Annotated in this window: 24 protein-coding genes and 1 riboswitch; of the genes, 3 read left to right on the forward strand and 21 right to left on the reverse strand. The window is 42.8% G+C overall.

Features of this window, described 5'->3' with window-relative positions:
• Positions 1-240 precede the first annotated feature (240 nt).
• The 18 genes from ACESON_RS02125 to ACESON_RS02210 all read right to left on the reverse strand — a co-directional run bounded on the left by ACESON_RS02125 (position 241) and on the right by ACESON_RS02210 (position 19,583).
• Positions 241-1,356: a DUF4317 domain-containing protein gene (locus ACESON_RS02125; protein ID WP_373108303.1), complete on the reverse strand. Its 1,116-nt coding sequence runs from the start codon at positions 1,354-1,356 to the stop codon at positions 241-243.
• Between the two features lie 440 nt (positions 1,357-1,796).
• Entirely contained in the window at positions 1,797-1,937 is a 141-nt protein-coding gene (locus ACESON_RS02130) for a hypothetical protein (RefSeq protein WP_373108623.1), read from the reverse strand.
• Between the two features lie 342 nt (positions 1,938-2,279).
• Positions 2,280-2,708 (reverse strand): flavodoxin, encoded by a 429-nt coding sequence (locus tag ACESON_RS02135; RefSeq protein WP_177959606.1) that lies wholly within the window; start codon positions 2,706-2,708, stop codon positions 2,280-2,282.
• 59 nt (positions 2,709-2,767) lie between these two features.
• Positions 2,768-3,046 (reverse strand): DUF2325 domain-containing protein, encoded by a 279-nt coding sequence (locus ACESON_RS02140; RefSeq protein WP_177959605.1) that lies wholly within the window; start codon positions 3,044-3,046, stop codon positions 2,768-2,770.
• 230 nt (positions 3,047-3,276) lie between these two features.
• Positions 3,277-4,758 carry a sulfatase gene (locus tag ACESON_RS02145; RefSeq protein WP_373108304.1) on the reverse strand — a complete coding sequence of 494 codons (1,482 nt, stop codon included), beginning with the start codon at positions 4,756-4,758 and terminating at the stop codon, positions 3,277-3,279.
• A gap of 23 nt (positions 4,759-4,781) precedes the next feature.
• The gene (locus ACESON_RS02150; RefSeq protein WP_177959603.1) at positions 4,782-6,290 is read right to left on the reverse strand and encodes a response regulator; all 1,509 of its coding nucleotides are present in this window, start codon (positions 6,288-6,290) and stop codon (positions 4,782-4,784) included.
• The gene (locus ACESON_RS02155; protein WP_177959602.1) at positions 6,287-8,074 is read right to left on the reverse strand and encodes a histidine kinase; all 1,788 of its coding nucleotides are present in this window, start codon (positions 8,072-8,074) and stop codon (positions 6,287-6,289) included. Before ACESON_RS02155 ends, ACESON_RS02150 begins: the two co-directional genes overlap by 4 nt.
• A gap of 18 nt (positions 8,075-8,092) precedes the next feature.
• Entirely contained in the window at positions 8,093-9,529 is a 1,437-nt protein-coding gene (locus ACESON_RS02160; protein ID WP_177959601.1) for a sulfatase-like hydrolase/transferase, read from the reverse strand.
• A 54-nt stretch (positions 9,530-9,583) separates the two neighbouring features.
• Positions 9,584-10,333, reverse strand: coding sequence for an ABC transporter ATP-binding protein (locus tag ACESON_RS02165; RefSeq protein ID WP_177959600.1), 750 nt, complete (start codon positions 10,331-10,333; stop codon positions 9,584-9,586).
• A 16-nt stretch (positions 10,334-10,349) separates the two neighbouring features.
• On the reverse strand, positions 10,350-11,138 hold the full coding sequence (locus ACESON_RS02170) for an ATP-binding cassette domain-containing protein (protein WP_177959599.1): 789 nt from the start codon (positions 11,136-11,138) through the stop codon (positions 10,350-10,352).
• Complete coding sequence (locus ACESON_RS02175) at positions 11,114-11,917, reverse strand: ABC transporter permease (protein WP_173750280.1); 804 nt, start codon at positions 11,915-11,917, stop codon at positions 11,114-11,116. Before ACESON_RS02175 ends, ACESON_RS02170 begins: the two co-directional genes overlap by 25 nt.
• Positions 11,910-12,704: an ABC transporter permease gene (locus ACESON_RS02180; protein WP_173750281.1), complete on the reverse strand. Its 795-nt coding sequence runs from the start codon at positions 12,702-12,704 to the stop codon at positions 11,910-11,912. The genes ACESON_RS02175 and ACESON_RS02180 overlap by 8 nt, the downstream gene beginning before the upstream one ends.
• A 193-nt stretch (positions 12,705-12,897) precedes the next feature.
• On the reverse strand, positions 12,898-13,962 hold the full coding sequence (locus tag ACESON_RS02185; RefSeq protein WP_373108307.1) for an ABC transporter substrate-binding protein: 1,065 nt from the start codon (positions 13,960-13,962) through the stop codon (positions 12,898-12,900).
• Between the two features lie 501 nt (positions 13,963-14,463).
• Positions 14,464-16,212 carry a DUF3298 domain-containing protein gene (locus ACESON_RS02190; RefSeq protein WP_177959597.1) on the reverse strand — a complete coding sequence of 583 codons (1,749 nt, stop codon included), beginning with the start codon at positions 16,210-16,212 and terminating at the stop codon, positions 14,464-14,466.
• Positions 16,213-16,275: 63 nt separating this feature from the next.
• Positions 16,276-16,890 carry a cytidylate kinase family protein gene (locus tag ACESON_RS02195; RefSeq protein WP_177959596.1) on the reverse strand — a complete coding sequence of 205 codons (615 nt, stop codon included), beginning with the start codon at positions 16,888-16,890 and terminating at the stop codon, positions 16,276-16,278.
• A 133-nt stretch (positions 16,891-17,023) separates the two neighbouring features.
• Entirely contained in the window at positions 17,024-17,416 is a 393-nt protein-coding gene (locus tag ACESON_RS02200; protein WP_373108309.1) for a YolD-like family protein, read from the reverse strand.
• A gap of 34 nt (positions 17,417-17,450) precedes the next feature.
• Positions 17,451-18,956, reverse strand: coding sequence for a DNA methylase (locus tag ACESON_RS02205; RefSeq protein WP_373108311.1), 1,506 nt, complete (start codon positions 18,954-18,956; stop codon positions 17,451-17,453).
• A gap of 51 nt (positions 18,957-19,007) precedes the next feature.
• Positions 19,008-19,583, reverse strand: coding sequence for an NUDIX domain-containing protein (locus ACESON_RS02210; protein WP_177959593.1), 576 nt, complete (start codon positions 19,581-19,583; stop codon positions 19,008-19,010).
• A 155-nt stretch (positions 19,584-19,738) separates the two neighbouring features.
• On the opposite strand from ACESON_RS02210, the gene ACESON_RS02215 reads away from it, so the two are divergent.
• Complete coding sequence (locus ACESON_RS02215; RefSeq protein WP_373108313.1) at positions 19,739-19,873, forward strand: hypothetical protein; 135 nt, start codon at positions 19,739-19,741, stop codon at positions 19,871-19,873.
• A 137-nt stretch (positions 19,874-20,010) separates the two neighbouring features.
• Here ACESON_RS02215 and ACESON_RS02220 read toward each other — a convergent pair whose 3' ends face one another.
• Positions 20,011-20,589, reverse strand: a complete 579-nt coding sequence (locus tag ACESON_RS02220; RefSeq protein ID WP_177959592.1) for a phosphoribosyltransferase family protein — start codon at positions 20,587-20,589, stop codon at positions 20,011-20,013.
• Between the two features lie 72 nt (positions 20,590-20,661).
• A complete protein-coding gene (locus tag ACESON_RS02225) occupies positions 20,662-21,720 on the reverse strand; it encodes an NCS2 family permease (RefSeq protein WP_177959591.1) in 1,059 nt (352 codons plus the stop codon).
• 169 nt (positions 21,721-21,889) lie between these two features.
• On the opposite strand from ACESON_RS02225, the gene ACESON_RS02230 reads away from it, so the two are divergent.
• The gene (locus ACESON_RS02230) at positions 21,890-22,774 is read left to right on the forward strand and encodes a LysR substrate-binding domain-containing protein (RefSeq protein WP_177959590.1); all 885 of its coding nucleotides are present in this window, start codon (positions 21,890-21,892) and stop codon (positions 22,772-22,774) included.
• 143 nt (positions 22,775-22,917) lie between these two features.
• A riboswitch (glycine riboswitch) is annotated at positions 22,918-23,010 on the forward strand.
• A gap of 105 nt (positions 23,011-23,115) precedes the next feature.
• Positions 23,116-24,507 carry an amino acid carrier protein gene (locus ACESON_RS02235; protein WP_177276636.1) on the forward strand — a complete coding sequence of 464 codons (1,392 nt, stop codon included), beginning with the start codon at positions 23,116-23,118 and terminating at the stop codon, positions 24,505-24,507.
• A gap of 283 nt (positions 24,508-24,790) precedes the next feature.
• Here ACESON_RS02235 and ACESON_RS02240 read toward each other — a convergent pair whose 3' ends face one another.
• Positions 24,791-25,663 carry a LysR family transcriptional regulator gene (locus ACESON_RS02240; protein WP_373108316.1) on the reverse strand — a complete coding sequence of 291 codons (873 nt, stop codon included), beginning with the start codon at positions 25,661-25,663 and terminating at the stop codon, positions 24,791-24,793.
• Positions 25,664-25,766: the final 103 nt, after the last annotated feature.

Genomic DNA, 25,766 nt, shown 5'->3' on the forward strand with positions numbered 1-25,766 from the left:
AATCGGCTCTGCCCAGAATAACTAATGACATATCTTATATCAGTTTTTTGAGTTTACACAAAACTTGAAACGGTCTCGAAAATGGTGTGATAACCAACTTCCACAGACTGCAATAATTCCATGAGGAAGCCATTTAAGTCCTTTTTTTTGTGATCATGTCCCATTTTTTTATCCTGTTTTCTTCCCAACACACCAAATGATTCCTCATGGATATGATGCTCCTTTCTTGTGGATGAGATTTTAGCTTACTTTGATACCGTTTATGCTGCAGATTCCATTCAACGGAAGCACCAGGCATCTGACGCCGTCCACCACTTTGGTTTCAATGGAAGAGCCATCTCCCAGTTTTGCGGAGACCACGGCTTCTTCCGTTTTAATTTCCAGTTTGGAAGCATTCAGAACATTTTCCGGAAGCAGTTCCTTTCCCTTTCCTACCACTTCGTCATAAACCCGATCAAACGTTTCGAGATCTGTTTCATCAGCTCCACTTTCCTCAAAAATGGAACGCAGTTCATCCTTATTCATACCGCCATTATTTTGGTCTTTCTTTTCTTCCGTAATACGTGCAAGATTATCATTGACAGATTTGACAAAGGCAAATTCCGGGGCTGCACCAAATGTCTTTTCTACCACGGTCTCAAACATTTGTTTCTGTTCTTCCGCAGATTCCGGTATTGTTGCCCCAAACGTCGTTCTAAAAAATACCGTCTGTTTATCGATGCTTTTCTTCGTATAACATAATGCGGCGTGGATATCCGTGGAGCGATCATTGAAAGCTGGGAATAAAAATCCATGCGTCGGCATTTCCACATTCCAGGAACGCTTACGATTTTCCACGGTCTTCGCTTCTTCATTATAAGCAAGCCCCGGTTTGTCCAAAGACATCGGACAGATGCTGCAGAGCAGGTACCGGAACACCTCGTCGGACGCATCATTCAGTGTAGCGTTGTCAGAGGTTTTTCCCGGAATGTCGTAACTCCCGTATGCGAGAATAATCGCATAGTTCCCAACGATATCATAGGTATCAATGATGTTCTGGAAAAATTCTTCGACCAGTTCATCATCCTTCAGCTCGCTTTTTCGCAGTCGCATCATAAACTCCTGCTCACCATCCTCTTTTTCTGCGGCCAGTGGTATATCTAAGTTATGTACATTTTTGCCGATTTTTCCAGACAACGTCTTTTTAAAGATTTCATAATATTTAAAGACCTCCTCTTCCGGAAGGGAAAGAAATGTATCACCAAATGATGACAGAATTTCTTTTTCTCCATTGACGCAGCATCCGCGGATGCGGCTGATATTGCATTCCTGTGGTGACATTGTTTTTTTAATTTCCGCGATCTCCCGTTTAAACATATGAAAAGCCTCCATTCATTTTTTATTCGGGAAAATTATGGATCGAAAAAGAATGTTTTTGGTTTTGGGACAGAAAAAAGAGAGTTTCGCAAGATTTCTTGCGTAGGCAACGATATATCCAAAATTCATCTATTTCGGACAAAAAAATAACGACGGATTCGTCGTCGTTTCTGTTGGAACAATATGCAGATTGATCGTATAAAATTACATTATAAGTCTACACAAAGTTATCTGTCTTTTCTTTGGCTGATTGTGGATAACCTTGTTTTTAGTCTATTATTTTACAACACTATTGCAATAATCAGACGTTTTTGGAATTACAACACGCCAAAAATCGTCCAGATTTTACATGTTTCATTTAAAAAAATGAGAAAATCAGCATAAATAAATGAAATATCCATAAAAAACACCTCATTGTGGGGCAAACATGCACTTTTGTCTTATACGTCCGGGAAACACATGGCAAATCTTATCATTTGTTCATTTGGAACTTTTTCTGCCATATTAAATTCGCCGCCGATATAACGGGCGGGCTGCTGGACACTTAACAGTATCTCATCACTCAATGCTAATTTTCTCATAAATTGTTATTCAACCTGCATTTCTTATATTTCATGGGTGTTCCATAGCCGGAACCTGGCCACGGGCAAACGACATAAAACCAGAACATTCGCCCATTGCGCTAATGTACTATTATAGGCGATCGGCAGGGTTCCTGCAAGGCTTTCTTTATCATACCATAAAAAACAGGTATATGCACTTTGTTTTCAGTTTTCTCTGGCTCTTTTCTATGTTTTTTAACATTATTTTCACTTCAATGGTTCTGAAAACAGACAGGAAGCAAAAAGAGAGGTATCGCTACCTCCCTTAAAAATCACATCTCATAATATTGTTATTTAATCAAATGGGACGCATTTCTAATTTTAAAGCCCCGACAGCTGCTTTCCAAGCTCTTTGCAGGCAAGCAGAATATCTTCATCTGGTGCATCATTGCAGATCACACTTTCAGAAACCAGAAGCGCTCCGTCGGCTTTGCAGAGATTCTCCCAGTTTCGCATCCATTCTCCATCGCCCCAGCCATAGGAACCAAACAGAGCAATTCTCTTCCCCTCCAGCTTCAGCCTGCAGGATTCAAACATAGGCTGAAATTCGCCCTCTTCCAGTTCTTCCGCACCCATGGCAGGGCATCCAAAAGCAATTCTGTCATAATTATCCATCATGGTTCCATCAAATTCATCAGCTGAAAAGCATTCAGATGATGCTCCGCTTTCCTTTGCCCCTTCCAGAACTGCTTGCGCCATTTGTTCCGTATTTCCGGTTCCGCTCCAGTAAACAACTGCAATATGATTCATAGTAATCTCATCCTTTCCAAATTTATCTGCGAATAATAATCCGTAAAATTATGCTTCTGTTATCCGAAATGTTCGTCTAGAATATGTTTGAGGGCTGACATGGAACTGGTATGGGAACGGGTAATTCGTATATCACTTCCCTTGATTTCATTCAATGCATTGCGCATCAGTTTATGAGAAACTGTGCCAGTAAATAATACCAGAAGATCCGGATTGCCCAATCCCTTTAGACTGCTTTGCTTTTTGGGAATAACCTTTGCATCGCACTGGTATTTCCGGCATAAATCCTTGTATTGGCGAACCATACATTCGTTTCCACCAATAATTACCACGCTCATATAAATACCTCCTCTCTGTGGTTGGTATGGTTGGATTGCCGGTAGAAAAGAGCATCTTTTACCGACTTATAAACAGTGAATTAGTATTAACTAACCTAATCTTAGTTTAACCACTTTTTATTAAAAGTCAATGTTTTTTTATATTATTGAGATTTTTTGCACCATATGATTTTCATACGCAGGTTTATTGTTTTTACTGAGCTGAATCTATCATCAGCCCAGTAAAAAATTTACAATCCCATCCGGATAAACTGTTCGCCGGGACAGTCGTTTTCCTGCATCATTTTTTTCATCAGCGCAGCCATTCGCGTTTCTTCATCCGTATTTTCCAGAGGCTGCTCCTCATAGGGATCTGTTTCCAGGCAAAACAGCATGGTTGGGTAGCTGGCCTGGGAAACGGGCTGCCTATTTTCTAATTTCAGAACAGGAATTCCTTTTGTAAAGGAAAAGGGCGAAGAAAGCTCCATAGACTGCAGAATATCATTGTTGATAAAGGCTCTTCGTCCGCCATGGCGGGTAGGCATCAAGGTGTATTCATATCTGGGCTGATTACCAGGAAGAGGACTTCTCATATAAACCCATTTTCCATCTGTGCAGCAGATCTGTCCTCCAAAAATTCCAAACAGCGCTCCTTCACGAACAGGGACATCCTGTTCTATGACAGAACGGAGGGGCTTTCCCTCCATATCCGGAAACAATGGGAGACCAAAATATTCCAAAAGGGTTGCAGGAAGATCGATGGTCTGGACCAGCTGGCTGGTTCGCACATTCTGCTTCCGGCTTCGGGGATCCCAGATAAAGAGGGGCGTATGGGCTACCTCTCCGTAAAACGGGCAGTGACATTTGGCCCATTGTCCGTGTTCCGACAAAAGAAACCCATGATCGGTATTAACAATCAGCATCGTATCCTTCCAGAGATTATAGTGATCCATGGCGTCCAATACTTTTCCCAGATTTTCATCGCAAAGCTTTAAAACAGATGCATATTGATGACGCAGATGTGTGATAAATTCTGGACTGTCCTCCTCATTTACAGGCCGGTAATCAGGCCAGTCGCAGAAGGGACCGTCATAGGAATCCGGAAAAAGCTGTTGGTATTCCGGCTGACAGAAAAAAGGTTCATGGGGATCAAAGGTCTCAATTTGGAGAAACCAGTTATCCTTATCGTGATTCTGTGCCAGAAAATCAAGCCCTTTTTGGAAGGTTCGGCACTGAGGCTGTCTGGAAGAATCCTGCATGACGGTTCGGTTGGCAAAATCCTGCATCACCCAATTGTCTTCCGGTTCTCCGCATACATTTCTTGTAGGGGAAGGCCCATCAGAAAAACCTACCAGGGGCTGCCAGTTATCCCCCTCCTGCCCCCGTACACAATCCCAGGTTGTGTAGCGCTGATGGTAGGTGGCACCTCCGTCTTCCCAATAATGATAGTGATCACTGACTAAATGGGTATGAATTCCAGAATCCTTTAGCCTTTGGGGCATAGAATCATCAAAGGGTTCCAGGGGGCCCCAGCTGCGGTGAAGAAAATTATACCGGCCTGTATGAAGCTCTCTTCTGGCTGGCATACAGGGCATGCTTCCTACCCAACAGTTATCAAAAGTTACAGAATGTTCTGCCAGGCGTGAGAAATTTTCTGTTCTGGTCCATTGACATCCGTAGGGACGAAGAAGATGACGGTTTAAAGAATCGTACATCACCATAATCGCTTTCATAATAATCTCCTTCCATCCAGCAATCAGCTTCCGCTGCGCCGGTATTCATATGGGCTGACTCCGTACTTCTTTTTAAAGGTCGTTGAAAAATAGCTGGCATTGTAATAACCGACCTGTTGGGCAATGGTCTGTACTCGAAGGGCAGTATTTTCCAGAAGCTGCACCGAATGCTGGAGGCGAACGTCGGTCAGATAATTGATAAAGGTCTGTCCGGTTTCGATTTTAAATACTCTGGAAAAATAATCTGGATTTAAGTATACCTGAGCGGCAACCTGCTCTAAACTCAGCTGTTCTGCATAATGAGCATTAATATATTCCACTGCAAGGCAGATATTTTTTGATTTTGGCTGGAGCTCGTCTATAGGAAGGCAGCACTGCTTTGCTTCATCCAGCATAACTTCTTTTGCTGTATCCAGAGTAATGCATTGCTGCAGGCGTAAATGAAGCTCCTCTGCATGATCCAGAACAATACCATTTCCCTTTGCCTCAAATTCCAGCAGATCTAGAGCATCCAGGCACAGCTTGCAAAGAGGATCAACTGTTAAAATTTTCTGGCTGGGAAGAACTTCAAAAAACGTTTTTATCAGCTCGTAGCGCTGTCCTCCCTGAACCTGATGAAGATGCACCCGGAATTCAGTAAACGTGTTTTTCCACAGCTCATTTCTGCGGAACAGTTCCTTTAAGGGATATTGAGGCTCATAGACCCTTTTTTTGCCTGTGTAAAATCCCTCACCCAGAGAGCAGGATGCCTGCCAGACCATAAAGGGGATCTGGCTCATTTCATCTGTAATGGCGCTGATTCCTACCATGCAGTGATTAATGACCTGTACGTGTCTGGCATATTCCGTCAGTTGTCTGGCCTTTTCTGCAATGCTAAGAGTTTTTGGGAAATTTCCTACGATCATATATACTCGATCTGTATAGTCAAATCCGGCAACATGACGAGCTGGACTTTCTTCTGGAAATAGAAGGCCGTTTTCCTCCATATCCTGCTTCCATACAGCCAGGGCGAATAAGCCATTGTTTCTCCAGCGAATTCCACACTGACGAAGCCGTTCCAGATCGTCCTCTCTCAGCTCTCTGGTCTGTCTTAAGATATGGCTGATCACGGATTGTATCTGAGCTACATTTGCCACATCGGGCTCTTCCTGATGATTCTTTCGTTGCAGTTCCCCTGCAATCCGGTTTAACAGCTCCTGAAGCAGATCATTCTGCATTTCTGTTTTTAAAAGATATTCAGACGCTCCATCTCGCAGGGCCTGACGAACCAGGCTGAAATCGGAAAAGGCCGTTAATACCACTACCTTTGTCCTGCTTCCCAGAGCTTTTAAAGCATGAAGAAATTCCAGTCCATCCATTACCGGCATTTTAATATCTGTTAAAATCAGGTCTGGTTCGTCTCGATGAAACAGTTCCAGAGCTTCCTGTCCATTGTGTGCTACTCCAGTCAGCTGGCAGGACGGATTTTGAGAAATGCAGAACTGCAGCCACTCACAAATCATTGCTTCGTCATCTACCACTAGAACTTTCATTGTATCTCCTCCTTTTGTTTTATGGCAGGCATCAAAAGGGTTATGGTAGTTCCCATTCCCTGAAAGCTGTCTATAGACATTCCGTAATCTTCACCATAGTTTAAACGAATCCGGTTGTGTACGTTAGACATACCAATAGAATGCGCGTCTTTTATTACTGTCTGATGAAGGCTTGCACGTACTTTTTCTAAGGTTTCAGAATCCATCCCGGCCCCATCATCGGTAATTGTCAGAAGAAGGTTATTACCCTGAAAAGCTGACTCAATGATGACTGTTCCTGCCTCGCTTTTGGCCTCTAATCCATGGAAAATGGCATTTTCTACCAGTGGCTGGAGAATCAGCGGCGGAACCATGCAGTCCTCTGTGTCCTTCGGCATCTCAATTTCGTAATTAATTTTTTCTCCATAGCGCAGCTTCTGGACTACCAGATATTTTCGTGTTGTCTCCAACTCGTCACTTAAGGGAATGGTTGTATTTTTTACAGCTAAAGTGCTTCTGAGCAAATCAATAAATGCGCTGAGCATTTTGGCTGCCTGTTCATTTTTTCCAACCTCCACTGCACATCGAATAGAAAACAGGGTGTTATACAAAAAATGAGGATTGATCTGTGCCCGGAGAAAGTTGACCTCCAGGGCTCTTTTCTGCTTCTCTCTCTCCTGAATCCGTTCCATCAGGCTGGTAATCTCATCAGCCATATGTTTAAAGCTTTCCTGAAGATGGTCAATCTCCTGAGTCCCTCTTGCCACACAGGGCGGCGTGAAATCCGGACTGCCAAACTTGTCCATAGCATCGCTCAGAGCTGTCAGAGGAGTGGAAATACGTCTGGAAATATAAACAGATACAGCAACCGCAAGAATCAAACCAGTTATCAGAATGCTCCCTATAATCCAGTAAGTATCGTTTAATGCCCCTAGAATGATCTTGGTTGGACTTTCCTCTGCAATGGTCCACCCTGTTTTCTGATCCAGGTGGGTAGACAGCACATAACTCTTTCCCAGCTTTTGAATGATATTGGAATTTTCTGTGCCATAGGTCTTCTGCATATAATTCACATCAATAAACTGCTTTCCCAGCATTTTTTTATTGGAATGAGAGACAATAAATCCATTTTGATCATACAGATAAACCTGTCCGCCCTGTTCCTGGACAGATCCATACAAATCCTCCAGCTGCTTTTCATCAATTAAAATCAACAGTACATGTTTCTCATCTCCGCTGCCTAAAAACCGTCCTGCTGCAAACTGATATGTACGTTCGCCTTTTTTATATGCAGAAAAGGTACGGGAAAAATGAACCTCTCCTTCACTGCCCTCAGACATTGCTGTCAGCAGATTTTTATACCAGGGCTGGTATACCCAGGTATCCGTATCGATCTCTCCAGAATTGTAAAAAAAGCCATTTTCTCCCCAAATGACCACCTCATGACCAATTGGGCCAATAATTTCATCGTAAATCTTTTTCTGAGAATCTAGGTACTCCCAGGCTTTTTTATGTTCCCTTTCAGAGAGCGGTTTGTTCAGAAAGTCATGGCTGATAATTTCATGGGTATACAAATTCGATAACGTTGTACTGCTGGTTTTGATCAGGTTGGCTCTCTCTCCTATCTGTCTGAGTACAGCGATTCGGTTGCTTCCAATCTGTTTGATCAGCAGATCTCGTATCGATCCGCTGACAAGAAGGGAAACAGCAATAAAAAAGAGAGTGAATACAAAGCAATAGGCTCCAAAAAGCTGAGTACGCAGTTTCTTGGTACATACAGCAATTTTTTCAAACCATTTGTTCATCGTATTCACTCCCAGATGTTATTTCATTCGGTATGGTGCAAAATTTGGATTTTCTTTAATATAGTCATCACAGCTATGACCAGAAACTCCCTTTCCCCATAAACCGGCCAGTCCGGTCTGCCCGGAACCAAATACCGCTTCCTTTGCTCCGTCGATTTCCGGATTGACGTATTTGGAAAACCAGGTTTCCAGATGGAGACGCATTTCCTGCTCCAGCTCTTCAAAGCCTCCGCTTATCAGGAGATTGTTTGTTTCTCCTGGATCCGTTTTCAGATCATAGAGCTCATTAGGGCCATAGGGATACCGTGCTACATATTTAAAACGGCGGCCTCGAATCATACGGTTTGGGCCGTATTCATCCATTACCACGACTTCCTCATGCTGGTTAAAAGCTTCGCCTCTTAAGGCCGGGGCAAAGGACATGCCAGGGCGGTTTCCATGATCGGAAGCTTTTAAATCCAGATAGTCCAGGAGAGTCGGCATAAAATCGTATGCAGAAACCAGCGCATCGCAAACAGCTCCTGCCGGAATATGTCCCGGATGACGGACAATAAACGGAACCTTTACGGATTCCTCATACATATTTAAGGGGAAGGTGGCGTTGCCTTTTCCCCAGAAGCCATGGTGGCCGCAGGAGAATCCATTGTCTGCCGTAAATACAACCAGAGTATCCTCTGCGATTCCCATATCTTCCAATTTTTCCATAATTTTTCCAATGCCAGCGTCCATAGCAGTTACAGCTGCAAAATAGCCAATAAGATTGCCACGTTCATCCTTGGCCACTTCGTCTGTCAGATAAATACTGTCCGGATGTCTGGGAAGATGGGGAACAGACTCAAAAGGACAGTCCTTATAAAGATCCGTATATTCCTTTGGATGATTGTTCAGCCATGGAGCATGGGGAGCCGTATAGGCTACATGAAGATAAAAGGGCTGTTCCTGCTCCCTTCTTGTATCTAGAAATTCCAGGGCATCCTCTGTAATGGCCTCAGTCACATACCGCTCCTCCCGGTACAGAACTCCATCCTTGTACATAGGAGCGCCGTAATAAGGACCGCCGCCGGATTTATGACTGAACCAATGGGTAAATCCCTGCTGTACCTTTCCTGCTGCTCCCATATGCCATTTTCCGGACAGAGCGCAGCAATATCCATTTTCTGCCAGTGCTTTGGTATAGGAATACTGGCCTGCCAGATACTCCAGGGCAGACTGTTTTTCATCATCATCTCGAAGCCAGTCATGAACACCATGCTGAGAGGGAATCGTTCCAGTCAAAAGACTTGCCCGGGCCGGTGAACAGACGGGAGATGTACAGAAAAAATTTTCAAAGCGCATTCCCTCCTGGGCCAGGCGATCGATATTGGGAGAAATAATTTCCTTGTTGCCGCTGCAGCCCAATGACCAGTAGCCCTGGTCATCGGAAATAATAAAAACAATATTTGGCTGTTTTTTCATTGGAACACCTCCTGATTATAGCAGTATGTCTGTCTGGTGTAAAGCTTTATTCCATTACCACCATTTAATCAGATCTGTTACTTCGTTACGAAGCTTTACGAAATCCGGGCTGGCAATGTCTCTTGGGCGAGGCAAATTGTTGTCAATAGCGCATTTAATGCTGGTAGGCTTGTTGGTCAGCACCAGGATCCGCTCGCCCATGTAAACAGCCTCTTCAATGTTATGAGTAATGAAAAGAACGGTGGTACCAGTTCTCTGCCATAAGCTGATCAGCTCGTCTTCCAGATGATAGCGAAGCTGGATATCCAGCTGGCCATAGGGCTCGTCCATCAGCAGTAAATCCGGCTGGGTTGCGAAGGCTCTTGCAATTACAACACGCTGAAGCATACTGGCAGACAGCTGATCTGGATAGTATTTGCGGTATTTGGTCAATCCCACAATGTCCAGATATTCATTTACAAGAGCTTTTGCCTTTTCTTTTTCCACACCCTTAATATCCAGACCAAAACCAACGTTTTCTTCTACAGTCAGCCAGGGCATAGTAGAATATTCCTGGAAAATATAGGCGATGTTATGTTTCTTTAAATCTACAGGCTCCCCGTCCAGTAAAATTTCGCCGGCCGTAGGCTGGTAGAGCTTTGTCAGGCTATTTAAAAACGTTGTTTTTCCGCATCCCGTAGGACCTACAATGCATAAAAATTCTCCGGAACGCACATCAAAGGAAATATCATTTAAAACAAGAAGATCTCCGAATTTTTTGGTCAGATTTCGCACCTGTACCTTTGGCATTTTATTATCCTGCATGGTATTCTCTCCTCTCTTACAGCGTCAGATCCATATTATCGGTAATTAACTGGCGCAGACGCAAAAATTCAGGATCCACATAATCACGAGGATGGGGCATATTGATGACATACTCCTTCTTAATATGGGTTGGACAGTTTGTCAGCAATATAATGCGGTCTGCTAAGAACAGCGCCTCTTCAATATTGTTGGTAACAAATACAACAGTTCGTTTTTCCTTTTGCCAAATCCTCTGAAGTTCTTCCTCCATCATATAACGGGTCTGGGCATCCAGATGACCAAATGGCTCATCCATCAGCATAATATCCGGCTGATTGGCATAAGCCCGGGCAATTCCTACGCGCTGGCGCATACCACCGGAAAGCTGACTGGGATAACTTTTTTCAAATCCAGTAAGTCCGACTAATTCCAGATATTTCTTGACTCTGGAATTTTTCTCTTCAGCTGGAAGATGGCGTACCTTTGGTCCAAAGCCAACGTTTTCTTCGACAGTCATCCATGGGAAAAGAGAGGTTTTCTGGTAAACAACCCCCCGCTCAGGAGCAGGTCCGGTTACTTTTTTTCCTCGGGTATATACTTCGCCCTCTGTCGGCATATCCAGACCGGCTAAAATATTCAGAAGAGTTGTTTTTCCGCACTGTCCGGCCCCAAACAGTACCAGAAATTCATTTTCATGCACTTCAAAATTCATTCCGCGGAGGACCTCATTGCGTCCGCTTCCATCATAGCTTTCAAAACTGCGTCCTACATTCCGGCATTCCAGCACGGCAGCTCCTGTTTTTACATTCCCTTCTGCTCGTTCCATGCGCACAGTCTCCTTTCTAATGCACTGGTTAAATTCGCCAGTATAAAGCCTACGATACCAATTGCGACGATACCAACCATGATCTGTACCGTATTTCCGGTATTCATTCCACGTACAATCATCCATCCAACACCTTCATTGGACTGAATCATCTCTGCGCCTACTACTGCGCTCCATCCAGCGGTTACAGCAATCTGGAGACCTGCGAAAATATAAGGAACAGAGGACGGAAGCACAATTTCGAAGAATACCTGGCGTTCGTTGGCTCCCAGCATACGGGCTGCTCCGATTAATTCCGGATCCACATTTTTTGCACCGTCATAGGTGTTTACCGTAATGAAACAGAAGCATCCTAAAAAAATAATGAAGAATTTTCCGGTATCGCCAAGCCCAAACCACAAGATGGACAGGGGAATCCATGCCAGAGGCGGAATCGGACGGATAAATTCAAAAATAGGTTTAAAAATAGCTTCAAAGGTTCTGGAATATCCCATTCCTACACCAAGGGCAATGCCTGCAATCGTGGCAAAGAAAAAAGCAACGGCCACCCGGTACAGACTGACCCCTACATGCGCCAGCATGGTGCGTTTACCAATCGGTTCTACAAAGCTTCTGAAAAACGCTGCAAGAACCTGACTTGCCGGAGGAAGAAACATGGATGCGCCGGTAAATCTGGCAGCCAGCTCCCAAACAATAAGCAGAGATACCAGAGAAATAATAGTGTAGATTACAATCAACTGTTTATTTGAAAAACGGCTATTTGTTGTAGAATCAATCATGCTGTCTTCCCCTCCTTACAAAACGTTTCTGCAGTCTTTCCAGAACGGTATTTAAAAGCAGTCCTACAAATCCAATGGTCAGCATACCAACGATAATGACATCTGGGCGTCCCAGCATACGGGCCATCTGAATCATATATCCCAGTCCGCTTGTAGCTGCAAGCATTTCAGCGGCTACCAGTGCAACCCATGCAGAGCCCAGAGCCAGACGAAGACCGGTAAAAATCATAGGGAGAGCTGTGGGGATTGCCACCTTAAACAAAAGCTGACGATTGGTTGCCCCAAAGGTTTTTCCAACCCACAGGTGGACCTGACTGGTACGGCGGATTCCGGTATAAGAGTTTACGGTCGCACTGATAAAGGCAGCAAAGAAAATGATGCCGACCTTAGATGCGTAACCGATACCCAGCCATAAAATCATCAAAGGAATCCATGCAAGTGCTGGAACAGGACGGATAATATCAAACAGAGGCTTTGCAAACAGCTCAAAGCGGCGGCTCCATGCCATTCCGATTCCCAAGGGAACTCCGATTAAGACGCCTACTACATAACCGCCCAAGGCGATTTTCAGACTGGACCAGATGTTTTCGAACAGTGACGAACCATCAGGTACTGTACCTCCAGTCAGCTTATACCAAAGCGTATTTAAAATTTTTGTCGGGCTTGGAAGCATAACAGGGCTTACCAGATGGAATACATCAGTAACCAGCTGCCAGACCAGAAGCACAAACAAAAATGAGCATACGGAAATCAACTGAAACTTATATTTTTGAAATAACTCCTTCATTCGCTTTTCACACCTTTCCACACATAAAGCCTATTTCTAAGGAAAACGGCCTGCAGCAAACCTTGTCGCAGGCCATTCTTTGCAGGTTGCCTTTTTCTGACTGAATCCACATAAGGCGGACGCCTAAAGCTTCTTATCCGCTGTAAGCGGGCAAGAAGATGCAAGGCTGAACTGTTACGATTTAATGGATTGTTTACTGGTAATCCTTTACAAAATCAGTAATTATATTGGTGTTGAATTTTTCGGTTGCACTTGCTTCCAGCTGTCCCTGCTCTACATAGAATTCGCCTAATTCCTTTGCGAAGTTTCCAAGCTCGCGGCCCTTCCACTCATCCTTGGTCAGCCAGTTTACACGATTCAGGTCTGCTACACAGTTTTCCTTGCTGGTTTCCATACCTGCATCCTGCAAAAATTCTACCAGCAAATCTGCTGCCATGTCCGGATCCTTTTCCAGGGCTTCACAGGCCTCTAATGCACAGTTGATATAGCCCTGCATTAAATCAGATTTGCCATCCAGTGACTTTCTGTTTCCTACAATCATATCTACATAACGAGTACCCATATCGGCCAGGTTTGCAACCTGTACCATGCCGTCGTTTTTTGCATCAAAGAAGGTAGGAACATTCAAGGAAGCAGCATCGCCCTGTCCGGCCTGCAGTGCCTGATAAGCCTGTACGGTGTCCATGTTTACAATATTGACATCTGTCGGCTCCATTCCCAGCTTTTCCAGCCATTTTAAAACGGTAAAGTGCTGAGCAGTTCCTACTGGAGTTAAAATGGTAATGCCTGAAACGGATTCCGGGCTTCCAAGCACAGTGGGCATGGATGGATTAAAACCAGTGTCCTGTGCTACAGGGCAGTCCGGAGAAACAAATACGCCCTGTCCATCAGTAGATTCCAGAACTTCACCGATAATCAGCTCATCATAGTTTGCCATACCGGTTACTGCGGCTGCACCCATCTGCCCTACATCCCATAAGTCTGCAGCCAGGGCCTCATTCATAGGAGCTCCAGTATCAAACATGGTAACTTCCATTTTAAATCCTGCTTTTTCATCCAGTCCGTTTTTCTGGATATAATAGGTGGGAAGGCTGGTAATGGTTGGCATTGCTGCTACACGCAGAGTCGGGAGCTCACTGCTTCCACCTGCTGCATTTGAAGCATTGCTTCCACTTCCACCAGAATTTCCTCCGCATCCTGCAAGGGATACCATTGCTGCTGACGCCAGTAAAAGAGCTACTCCTTTTTTCAACTTCATAATCACGTTCCTCCTTAAAATTCTGCAGCCATTCTGCACTTGTTTTGTTGTCTTTATTATAACAAGAGGGCCTTTTTTTGTGTTTTGGATCTTTTTACTTTTCTTTATTGCCGGAAGGGTGAATTTTTTATTTTTTACTTTTTATTCATTATTCCGACATTTTTAACCGTTATTTTGTATCAAATACATAAATGAAACAACAAAGATTTGTATATTATTTTGTTTTAAATTGCTTTATTTTATTGATGCGTTATTAATAATGGTGTAATTATTCGTTTTTTATAGCAGATAATATGTAATGTGCATAAAAGACGGGCGTGTTTTTCTTTTCCGCAGGGAGATTTCTTTGGAGTGCTTTCCTGTCATAGAAATTTCCTGTGACATAAAAACAGAGGGGTATCAAAAAATACCGCCTCTGTGAATGATGCTTTTTATTTGATTTACTTTTTTAGAACGCTTTGGCTCATCAAGCTTCCGTCAGGAAGCTGATCAGTATTCCACTCATCCAGCATATCTTATACCGTCAAATACATCCTCTGCAATAACACCATTTATAAGCTGAGGATATTGGTTTACCTCAATCTCTGCATAGAAAAGAGTTCCATCTGCATCCTTAAACAGCAGATAGCTGATTCCGTCTGTAGCATAGGGATACAGGACGGCACCCTTTGAAACGATCTGATTTTTGCCGGACGGCTTTTCGTCCTTTCCGCAAAGCTCCAGCTCAAAATCCTGTTTTAACTGAAAGCGCAGAGGATCGGATATGAGAAAATCCTGTTCTGACTGAGGTGCTCCTGTTACATTTGCGTGATAATCCTTGTATCCAAAACAGGTACTGAGTGTACTCAGGCGGGACGACAGCATCATATGCTCCGGATTTGTAAGGGTGTAATTGAGTGTTCTGTAAGCCGAACGATAGGAATTCTCCAGATTGGTTTCCAGCTCTTCATAATTCTGTTCCAGACAGAACGGGGCGAAATTATCTAAAGAGGCAGGGGTAACATTGGAATTTGTTATTTTATATATCAGTAAAACGCTGTAATCATTCTCATGGCTGGTGAACAGATACAGATAACAGCTTCCGTCTGTATTTTTTACAAAAAACGGTTCACAGTTGCCATAGCTTCGAAAATTGAAATTACACTCCATGCTGCCAGACTGTATTGTCAGGGTATATTCTTCTGGATATTCATCTTCCCGTCCGGTATAAGTGATATTGATATCTAGTTTTTCAGAGTTGCCATCGCTGTCTAAATCTTCAAAAATAGTATTTTCATAGGGGGTCAGCTTGTAAATATAGGCGTCTGGAAGATTTTCTGTATATTCAGGTTTTATCAGTTCAGGATACTGGTCAAAGGAAAGTACAACGGTTTGTGCTCCCTCTGCGTAGGAACCCAGTGTGTAAGGTGAAAAATATACCGAAATCTGGGTATAACAAAGGGTCCATTCCACCTCTTCGGAATCGGTATCGAAGTGAAAGGAATCTCGTAGGAGCTGTTCTCCATAGTCAATATTCAGAGAATATCCCTGTTTTACGTTGTAATTCTCATTGAGTTGATTTTTCACGGCCTCTATGAACTGTTCTTTATCTGCAATCACGTCGTTAAGAGAAAGTTTCCTGCCAGAAACCGTATCATAGTTTTTTCCCGTTGTGCCATAGTTTCCATGTGCTCCGCCTCCAAACCAGGACACATCTTCCCTGAAGCTGAGCAGTTTTGAGTCAGCTCTTATGATAGATATTCGCTTTTCATCGAAAAGACGTTCTGCAGAAGTTATGTTATCTGTAAGGAATTCCTTCGCAGAATCTTCAAAGCTTGTCATGTTTTCAGATGCAAGTGAGGCATCATGCTGTGCTTCTCTGAAAAGAGCATCATAAAGTTCTGGATAGGTGAGGGAGTATTTGGTGTCCAGCAACGGACTGTCATAATCGGTCGTTATAGCCATAGAACGCTCGCCGGAAGTCATATACCCATATTGCATATGATTTTCGATTAAAATATCAAGAACCTCGTTTTGGGAGCTGTTTTCCGGCTTATCATCAGATGTTGTGGTATCCGGGCTTTTTTCGTTAGACCCGACAGATGTATCGTCTTCTGCCGGAGACTTATTTTCTACAGACGTTTCCTCTTCTTCTGTAATTTCGACAGCCGTGGAGGACTCCTCCGCATTTTTTGAACTGCAGCCAGATAGGATAAATGAGAAAGCCATAATGACCGTAAATTGTGCTGTAAGTTTTTTATGCTTTTTCATAAGTAAATACTCCTCCATGTGGCGGCTATACAATAACCACCAGATAATGTCTGTGGTATCGGATTATTTTGCTGCCTCACAAATTAAATCCACGCATTTGTCAATGCCAAGGAATCCGCTGTTTAACATCAAATCGTAGTTTTCCCTATCCCCCCATCTTTGATCGGTATAGTTTTCATAATGAATCCGTCGCCTTTTATCGTTTTCCCGGATAAAGCGGCTAATACACTCTTCCATCTCGCCATATTCTTCAATGGCTCTCTGTTTTCTCTTTTCTATGTCTGCATATACAAAAACACGCAGGACATCATCGCGATCCTGGAGAATAGCATCGGCACACCGTCCAATAAATACAGCAGGTCCCTGTTTGGCGGCCTCTTCAATCGTTTGTTTCTGTACCCGGAAAACCTGTTCTGTCAGAGGAAGGTATTTGCTTTCCAGTTCATTCGGAAAGGCTGCTCCGCGGAGGGTCCCAAGGGCAAAATTATAAAGCAGGCTGTTTGTCAGCTTTTGATCATGATCTGCAATCATATCCTCTGGAAATCCAATTTCCCTGGATGCTGCCTCAATCAAGGCCTTGTCATAAAACTTCATACCCAGACGTTCTGCTGTCAAAAGCCCAATCTGGCGTCCGCCGCTGCCATATTCCCGACTAATGGTAATGATTTGTTTTTTCATAAAAAACCTCCTTTCGAGCATCTACATTATACCATATTAATAGAAAATTCTCAATTAAAACAACATATTTTCGGAATAGTTAAAAAATAAAAACAATAGAAAACAGATGATTTCAGATGAAAAAGCAGCAGAATCAAAACTCAATTTTCAGGATATCAGATGCAGAGATTCTCTTTCCATTTTCGAGGATCAGGCATTTGTTACTGGTGTCAATTTTTTGTACCTTTCCGGTTACAGAACGATAGGTGCCTCCGGTTTTTTGCTTATCGGGCTGGAAATAGGTAAGAGTTACTTCTGGGGACAGACTGAGGTTTTTCTGAAGCAGCGACAGCTTGGCATCAAGAATTGCTTTTTCATTTTCATCCAGTTCAATCCTCTGCTCTGTCAGGCGGGCGGCCTCTTTCACAGCTGCTTCATAGCCGGTCAGAGCAGCAAAAGGGGAAAACTGGGCAGCCCGGTCAGACATCGGCATAGGGGGTCTTGACGGAGATGTGTGGTGGGGCAGATAAAGAATATCCTCGTACATATAAACCTTCCTTTTTCAGATGAATTAATGGATGCTAGGCCTTATGGCCGCCAATCTGTTTATTTCGTTCCCTAGCTGTAGCGCCCTCCTCCAAACTCATTCCTCTCAAAATAGCATTCCGTCCGTATTTCTTTTTAATAGTCAATATTGCTTGCTGCAGCTTTTTGTCTCGTTCCAGTTCAGCCTGTTTTTTCTTACGCCTTTTTTCAAGGGCAGCATAATCAGTAAAAAGATTCATCTGCTCATAGAGAATGGGGGTGGAGACAGAACGTTCCGGTACTGTATGATTCGCAGTAATGGAGAGACGGCGGATAAGAAGAATGGGATTAACAATGCGGTCAAAAAGGTCAGACGCTGCACGAATCAACTCTTTTGAAGAAGCTGTATGGCAGCTAAGGCTGGCCGTTCCGTGGGCGTGTCTGGGAATTTGGCGTCCGTAAGAATCCAGGACGACTGGTCCCTGGTAATTGCTGCATCGCTGTGGAACCGCCAAATTTTCAATATCGTATCCTACGGTAAGAACAAGCTGATCCGTGATGAGCTTTTTGTCAGCTAAATCCAGAACAAGCTGATCGACCATTTCTCGAAGAACAAGTCTTGCTTTTTCTGCGGAATAAGGACAAGGAAGAACCTGACTACTTCCCAGACTTTGGCTGGTTGGACGATAGGCCTTAATATCTTTGATGGTGCACGGTTCCCAGCCCCAGGCATGATCAATCAGCAACTCTGCATTTTTTCCGAAGAGCGTGTACAAAAGCTCCTCATGGGCGACAGAACATAAGGCCACATCTCCCATAGTAAACATACCATGTTCCTTTAGTTTTCTGGCATAGCCATGTCCTACACGCCAGAAATCCGTAAGGGGCTGATGAGACCAAAGCATCTGGCGGTAGCTCATCTCATTCAGTTCTGCAATACGTACTCCATTTTTATCTGGCGGAATATGCTTTGCCACAATATCCATTGCAACCTTGCAAAGGAAAAGATTCGTCCCAATCCCAGCGGTTGCTGTAATTCCGGTTTCAGATAGAATGTCCTGAATGATCTTCATGGCGAGCATATGAGGGGAAAGCTGGAAGGCATCAAGATAATCGGTTACATCTATAAATACCTCGTCAATGGAATACACAACAATATCTTCTGGTGCAGCATACTTCATGTAAATGGTATAAATCCGGGTACTGTATTCCATGTAGCATGCCATTCGTGGCGGTGCAATAATAAAATCAATCGCAAGGGAGGGATTGGCCTGTAGCTCGGAAAAAAGGTAAGAGGATCCGGACAGCTTATGCTGTGGTGCACGGTAACGCCGTTCGGAATTGACTTCTATGACCCGCTGCTTTACTTCAAATAAGCGTCCGCGACCTGAAATGCCACAGCTTTTCAAAGGTGGGGTAACAGCAAGACAAATGGTTTTGTCTGTCCGGCTTTCATCTGCAACAACAAGATTTGTATCCATGGGATCTAGTCCGCGCTCCCGGCACTCAACGGAAGCATAAAAGCTTTTCAGATCAAACGCAATGTAGATACGCTCCTTCAAACTTCAATGCCTCCTTAAAATAGATACTGCTGGTTTTATACTTTTAACAGGCTACTGCTGCAACTCTTCTACTTTTTTACACAGTTTGGAATAAATACGTTCCACAAACCATTTTTCATTGGATTTCTGGCTTATTTCATTTACATCAATCCAGGCAATCTGGCTGTTTTCATCTGCTTTAATTCTAATAGGATGCTTTGTATCTGCTTCTAACAAATAGGTAAGATTCAGATGCAGATGAGAGGATACATATTTGTTGTTTTTTTCATGCCCTGCTACCGTTAAAATTTCCAAAGAAAAAATATTGTCAGATACAAAGCTGACAGAATTTAAACCGCTTTCTTCTGCAATTTCTTTTCGTACAACCTCTTTTAAGTCTGGATTTCCGTCTGCATGACCGCCAAGCCAGGCCCAGGAGTGATATATGTTGTGATATGCCATCAAAACCTTCTGACGTTTCTTGTCTGTAATCCACGCTGCAACAGTAATATGTGCATTCCGGTTATCCCTTGTTAAAATAGAATCTGACTGTGAAAGGTGTCGTAAAATTTCTTCTTTATCCTGTTGCTCCTGCTCGTTATAAGGTATATAGTTTTCAATTTGCGCTTTTAAATCTATAAGATTCATAATGACTGTTTTTCCTCCATAATGATTTTGTCATATATGTGTATGATTTGAGAATGCGTATGATCAGTTAATTTAAAACCTATTGTGCGTTTGGTATTGCAATCTTGCAAATCGAACATGCGTTCGCATTGCTATCATATCATATGCAAATAGGTATGTCAATACAAAGAGAAGAAAGAGTCATATTTGTTGATATTTCCAGAATAGAGGCAGGTATTATGCTGAATATGCAGTTTAAGAAGGTCTATGTATTCACCAATGCAGATATTAAGAAAGAAGGAGTTATTTAAGATCATTTTGGAAGAGAACGCTTTTTTATATCAGCTTCGCGGGAATACGCAGTGTACGCCAGAGGAAAAAGGCTGCTGACGCAGCCGTGCTCCAGCGCAGAAATGTATTAAGGCACATCCTTTTTTGACTTTTGTCTTTACACTTCTGCTTTTTGAATCTCATAGCTTCCATTCTTGCATTTCCGGAACAGAGGAAGCTCCTGAAGAAAGATAATATCCTCTCTTTTTGCCGCATTTCCTTCTGCAAGTATAGCAGCTTTTTTCGTGACAATTCCTCCTGCGCTTTCAACCAGAGCTTCCAGTGCATAGAGAGATTCTCCGGTAGAAATCACATCATCAAGGATGCAGACCTTTTTGCCGCGAAGTTTTTCTGCATCATGGCCATCCAGATATAAGTGCTGTTCTCCAGATGTTGTGATGGAATGTACGGAGACAGAAACCACACCGCTCATATAGGATTTTATACTCTTTCTTGCCACAATAAACTCATTCTTTCCAAGGATTTTACTGATCTCATAAGCCAGAGCAATTCCCTTTGCTTCTGCTGTGATGATAACATCTGCATCACTGATTTTATTTGCGAGTTCAGGTGCACAGGCTGTAATAAGCTCTGTATCTCCCATAATTACAAAACTGGCAAATGCCAGATCATTTTCCAAATCAACAAACGGGAGTATGCGCTTTACACCACAAAGTGTTAATTCATAGTTTTTCATCGTTCTTTTCTCCATTCTACACATGTTTTCCTTATCATATTTATTTATATTATTATTTTCACAAAGCCTATTTTACAGTCCAAGGCTTCTGGCTGCGATTCCGGCAAGCATTCCAAGAAAAGGATTAGAGATTGCTGTTACAACAAGTGCAGTTCCGCCGACTGCCGGATTTACAGCCAGTGCTGCCGGTGCGTCAAGAACAAATGTCTTAAACAGTCCCAATACAAGAAGGAAACCGGCGATGGATGAGGAGGGAACGTAATTTCCGATTTTTGGAAGCAGGCCGCTTAAAAGAATCACACCTACCACAACCATCATTGCTACACCGGCCCATACTGGATGCGGTGCATTTGCAGTAGCTGAGATAATTGACTCAACCGGTGCGCCGCCAAAGAAGGAGGATCCCATATCGGCAAGGGAAGAAATCAAGGTCAGGTGATCGACATTAAAGGAATCTGCTCCTGCCATGCTGGCAGTAATTGCTCCGAAGGAAATATTGGATCCAATGTTTAAGCATACCATACCAAGCGCGCCGAGAATGACTCTTCCGTTAAGTGTGAATTTCTGACGATGAAATTTGTCATCCACGATCACGATATTTTTCTTCTCTTTATTCACAGCCGCTGATACAATACTGGAAACTGTTACAGAAACAACGATAGTGTAAACGAGAGTATTGGCGCTGGAGCTGGTCAAAAGATAAGTAATTACTGCTGCTGCCAGAGATACTCCACCGGCAATTCGGTCTTCTTTCATCATACCGACAGCCGCGTTGGTCAGAATCAGACCAACACCAGCCATCATACCGTTTGCAATATCATTTCCAATAAAATCTACAATTTTTGTCAGCATTCCGCATGCGCCTACAATCGTAAGAATTGCTGCTCCAATAAAGATCATGGTACACCGTTCAGAACGATCTCTTCCGCTGGTTCCCGCATAGGTTATGGTTTCTGCCTGAAAAGAGATCGGCGCTACATTTCCCGTAATTACATTTCCCAGCGCTCCGATAAAAAATGCCATGGCCGTCGGAACTGCGGCAAATCCAAAAGAAAGCGCCAAAAGTCCCTGGGGAAGTGCATTCAAAACAACACCAAATACGGCAAGTAAATCTGTCAGTAAGGTACTCATCGTAATTTTTTATTCTCCTTATTTTTGTTAATTAATTTTTCTTATAAATATCTTGTTTTTTATAAGTATACTTAAAAACAATTTGCATTTTAGCACACTTTTTTATATAATAATACTATTATTTTTAAATACTTTATATAATAATATTATTATATTATGGGGGTATCTCATGACATTAGAATCTTATCGGAATTTTGTTACCATTGTAGAATGCGGAAGCATTTTAGCTGCATCCAATCAGTTGCTGATTGCCCAGCCATCCTTGAGTAATCAACTAAAAAACATAGAAAGCTATTACGGTACAAAGCTGCTGATTCGAAACCGCCACAAGCTGGAACTGACAGATGCAGGGCGGACTTTTTATCTGTATGCCAAGGAAATCTGCAGGGCGGAGGAAAAACTTCACAATGAGATCCATAATAAAAACACAGTCTTTTCCGAACATTTAAAGCTTTCTATACCTGCAGGAAATTCTGCTTTTTTCCTCCACCATCTGTTCGATGATTTCCGGGCTGCGTATCCCAATGTTAACTTTGATTTTTACGAAATCCCCAGTGATTTTGCTATCCCCAATGTGCTGAACCATGTTACTGAAATTGGGTTAATCCGTTCCAATCTTCCACGTCATGCCTCGCTGGCAGTCTATCCATATGAGAAGGAAGAAATCGTAGCACTCTGCTCACTGGATCACCCACTGGTGAATGCAGGCGATGTTCTGGAAATTTCCAGACTGGTTGATTATCCATTAGCAGTTCCGTTTGACTGCCTGGATTTGGTTCGTTCCTCCTTCCGTCACCATCTGCTGTCGCCGAATATTTCAATTATCACCTCGTCCAATGCGACTGCCATTGAATGGGCAAGATCGTTTGATACGATTGCACTTGCATCATTGACAAAAAACAACTTAGAGCATATTTCTGATCTGTCAGTAAAGCATTTATCAGATGAGAATCTGTTTATCACAAGCGCATTTATTGTAAACATAGATTATCCGCTGTCACGGGCAGCAAGAAATTTTCTGAGGTTTCACGGAATCAATGTATTGCAGAAATAATAAATATTACCTTCTCAGGGTCATGCATTTTTATTTGTTAAAAAAACAATGTCCGCCACTCATTGACAAATGCTTTTCTGTGTGATATTCTGTAGAAGCATTCGATGAAACTTCTTGAATCTGGATATACGGAAACTGGAAGTGGAGAATACTCTGGAAAAACTCTTAATTGAGTACCGAAGGTGTAAGGTCCTGACGGACTGAATCTCTCAGGTAAAGGAGACAGAGGCGAGAATCCTTTTATAATAGGGTTCTTCGTACTGCCTTTTCTCAATTTACATGTTTTTTCAGAGCAGCGAATATCAGCTGCTCTATTTTTATGTATGTGAGGAGAAGAAAAAATGTCTGAAACACTGTTACCCATCGTACAAACAATCAACAGCTACCTTTCCGATTACATTCTGTTCATTATGCTGATTGCAGTCGGACTGTGCTACTCCATCAAGACCCGGTTTATCCAGGTTCGATGCTTTGGCGAAGGAATGCGTCACGTATTTGGCAATCTGACGCTGAATGGCAAAAAGCATGAATCTGGTATGAGCTCTTTCCAGGCGCTGGCTACAGCCATTGCTGCTCAGGTAGGAACCGGCAATATTGTCGGCGCATCTGGTGCAATTCTGACCGGAGGCCCTGGCGCTATTTTTTGGATGTGGGTGATTGCATTCTTTGGTATGGCTACGATTTATGCAGAGGCCACTCTTGCTCAGGAAACACGTATCATTGATAAAGACGGCAATATCCACGGCGGTCCTGTTTATTACATAACAACTGCCTTTAAGGGCTCTCTGGGAAAATTTCTGGCTGGCTTTTTCGCAGTTGCAATTACCCTGGCATTGGGCTTTTTTGGCTGCATGGTACAGTCTAACTCCATTGGATCGACCTGCCAGACAGCTTTTGGCATTCCATCCTGGGTTGTAGGCCTGATTCTTGTTGTCATCTGTGGCTTTATTTTCCTGGGGGGAATCAAACGTCTTGCAGCGGTTACAGAAAAACTGGTTCCCATTATGGCTGCTCTGTTTTTAGTTGGAAGTTTGGTTCTCTTAGCAGCCAGAATAAAATACATTCCTGCAACCTTTGGAATGATTTTCCAGTATGCCTTCCAGCCTCAGGCTATTATTGGCGGCTCTGTTGGTGCAGCACTGAAAATTGCGCTGACGCAGGGCGCAAAGCGTGGCTTATTCTCCAATGAAGCCGGTATGGGTTCCACTCCCCATGCGCATGCGCTGGCAAATGTAAAATCCCCCCACGAGCAGGGCTGTGTGGCAATGATTGGTGTTTTCATTGATACCTTCGTTGTTCTTACCTTAAATGCCCTGGTAGTTATTTCTACTTTATATACCAGTGACGGAATTCTTGCAAACGGCTATACCGGCGCAGTTACAGAAGTGGTTAATAAAACAAACCTGACTCAGACTGCTTTCGGACTGGTTTTCGGAGAACAGTTTGGCGCTGTGTTTATTGCAATTACCCTGTTCTTCTTTGCCTTTTCTACCATTCTTGGATGGAATCTTTTTGGAAAGATCAATGTTGCCTATCTTTTCGGCGAAAAGGCTACAAAGGTATATACTATTCTTGCCCTGTTCTTTATTTTCCTGGGCACCCTGGCTTCCAATGACCTGGTATGGGAGCTGTCTGATATGTTTAATAACCTGATGGTTATCCCCAATGCCCTGGCATTGTTTGCATTAACCGGTATGGTACAGGCAGCTATGAAGCGGGTAAAGAAACTATAACGACAGAAAGAACCGTGACAGACCGCAGATGGACTGTCACGGTTTTATTTCTCGCACAAATTTCCCCTTTTTCTGTCTTTTGCAGCCAACCGAAAATATGCAAATCATCAAGGAGAATGATCAAATCTTTATCCAATTAATTGCAGATGTAAGAGGCACTTCATAATTTTTGAGGCTGGTGTTATATTCTTCTTCCGTGATTTCCTCTCCGTTTTGAAAATAGGAAAACACAGGACTATCCTTTTCCATTTAATGCTTTTAAATTCTTTTTATCTGTGCTTTTCTACTCCAATTTTCTTGCCAGTTGAATCAATGTTTTCATCTGTGGTGTTAACCATTTATTTTTATGATAAAGCAATTGACAATACATCGTTACAACCGGCAAATTTGTTTGAATTTGAACCAGTTGTCCTGTTTCTAATTCATAGCTTACCGTATATTTCGGTAAAAAAGAAAAGCCTATTCCTCTTTTTACTAATTTGATAATGGTTTCGGTATTTCCAATTTCCAGAATCGGCTCAATCCGAAGTTCCTGTTCTGCAAGCAAACGTTCCAGTTCGTATTGATAAGCAGCTCCGCGCTCTGTCAAAATAAATTGTTTTTGCACCAGTTCTTCAATTGGTACTTCGGAACGTTTCTGATCTTTTGGTGCTACAAAAATAATTTCCTCTACTGTCTGTGAAGCACAAACCCATTCCGGATGATTGAATTTTTTATCCAGGGTAAAAACAAAATCAAGCTCATTTCTTTTGGCCAGCTCTATCAATTCATCTGTTGTTCCGGAACGGATAATCAGCTCAATTTCCGGAAACTTTTCATGTAATTCAAGGATTAGTTCCGGAATCAATGTAGTACAGACAGATTCTACTCCTCCTATTCGAAGCTTTCCTTTTACAGCATTTTTTTCACCAGAAAATGCTGCTGCCTGTTCCACGGCATTCATAACCTGATTTGCATAGGATACAAATTCCTGACCACTTTCTGTCAGATAGACTCGTTTTCCGATACGCTCAAATAATTGTGTCTGCAGCTCTCTTTCTAATTGCTGAATCTGTATGGTTACAGCTGATTGAGAATAGCCTAACTGTTCTGCTGCTTTTGAAAAATTCTGAGTTGCTGCTACTTTTAAAAAAGTAGTGATGTTACGAATTTCCATAAAGTCTCCATTATCAATTATTTTCATATATATTATGATATTTATAAATTTAACAAATAGATGTTTTTAGTGTACACTACTACTGCAAAAACATCAATAGACG

The organism is Lachnoclostridium sp. Marseille-P6806 (genome assembly GCF_964238185.1).
Taxonomy (GTDB): domain Bacteria; phylum Bacillota; class Clostridia; order Lachnospirales; family Lachnospiraceae; genus Brotaphodocola.

Coding starts and splice junctions, on each gene's coding strand:
- ACESON_RS02125 (WP_373108303.1), bottom strand. CDS start 1,356: ATGTTTAAACGGGAGATCGCGGAAATTAAAAAAACAATGTCACCACAG.
- ACESON_RS02130 (WP_373108623.1), bottom strand. CDS start 1,937: ATGAGAAAATTAGCATTGAGTGATGAGATACTGTTAAGTGTCCAGCAG.
- ACESON_RS02135 (WP_177959606.1), bottom strand. CDS start 2,708: ATGAATCATATTGCAGTTGTTTACTGGAGCGGAACCGGAAATACGGAA.
- ACESON_RS02140 (WP_177959605.1), bottom strand. CDS start 3,046: ATGAGCGTGGTAATTATTGGTGGAAACGAATGTATGGTTCGCCAATAC.
- ACESON_RS02145 (WP_373108304.1), bottom strand. CDS start 4,758: ATGAAAGCGATTATGGTGATGTACGATTCTTTAAACCGTCATCTTCTT.
- ACESON_RS02150 (WP_177959603.1), bottom strand. CDS start 6,290: ATGAAAGTTCTAGTGGTAGATGACGAAGCAATGATTTGTGAGTGGCTG.
- ACESON_RS02155 (WP_177959602.1), bottom strand. CDS start 8,074: ATGAACAAATGGTTTGAAAAAATTGCTGTATGTACCAAGAAACTGCGT.
- ACESON_RS02160 (WP_177959601.1), bottom strand. CDS start 9,529: ATGAAAAAACAGCCAAATATTGTTTTTATTATTTCCGATGACCAGGGC.
- ACESON_RS02165 (WP_177959600.1), bottom strand. CDS start 10,333: ATGCAGGATAATAAAATGCCAAAGGTACAGGTGCGAAATCTGACCAAA.
- ACESON_RS02170 (WP_177959599.1), bottom strand. CDS start 11,138: ATGGAACGAGCAGAAGGGAATGTAAAAACAGGAGCTGCCGTGCTGGAA.
- ACESON_RS02175 (WP_173750280.1), bottom strand. CDS start 11,917: ATGATTGATTCTACAACAAATAGCCGTTTTTCAAATAAACAGTTGATT.
- ACESON_RS02180 (WP_173750281.1), bottom strand. CDS start 12,704: ATGAAGGAGTTATTTCAAAAATATAAGTTTCAGTTGATTTCCGTATGC.
- ACESON_RS02185 (WP_373108307.1), bottom strand. CDS start 13,962: ATGAAGTTGAAAAAAGGAGTAGCTCTTTTACTGGCGTCAGCAGCAATG.
- ACESON_RS02190 (WP_177959597.1), bottom strand. CDS start 16,212: ATGAAAAAGCATAAAAAACTTACAGCACAATTTACGGTCATTATGGCT.
- ACESON_RS02195 (WP_177959596.1), bottom strand. CDS start 16,890: ATGAAAAAACAAATCATTACCATTAGTCGGGAATATGGCAGCGGCGGA.
- ACESON_RS02200 (WP_373108309.1), bottom strand. CDS start 17,416: ATGTACGAGGATATTCTTTATCTGCCCCACCACACATCTCCGTCAAGA.
- ACESON_RS02210 (WP_177959593.1), bottom strand. CDS start 19,583: ATGAATCTTATAGATTTAAAAGCGCAAATTGAAAACTATATACCTTAT.
- ACESON_RS02215 (WP_373108313.1), top strand. CDS start 19,739: ATGTCAATACAAAGAGAAGAAAGAGTCATATTTGTTGATATTTCCAGA.
- ACESON_RS02220 (WP_177959592.1), bottom strand. CDS start 20,589: ATGAAAAACTATGAATTAACACTTTGTGGTGTAAAGCGCATACTCCCG.
- ACESON_RS02225 (WP_177959591.1), bottom strand. CDS start 21,720: ATGAGTACCTTACTGACAGATTTACTTGCCGTATTTGGTGTTGTTTTG.
- ACESON_RS02230 (WP_177959590.1), top strand. CDS start 21,890: ATGACATTAGAATCTTATCGGAATTTTGTTACCATTGTAGAATGCGGA.
- ACESON_RS02235 (WP_177276636.1), top strand. CDS start 23,116: ATGTCTGAAACACTGTTACCCATCGTACAAACAATCAACAGCTACCTT.
- ACESON_RS02240 (WP_373108316.1), bottom strand. CDS start 25,663: ATGGAAATTCGTAACATCACTACTTTTTTAAAAGTAGCAGCAACTCAG.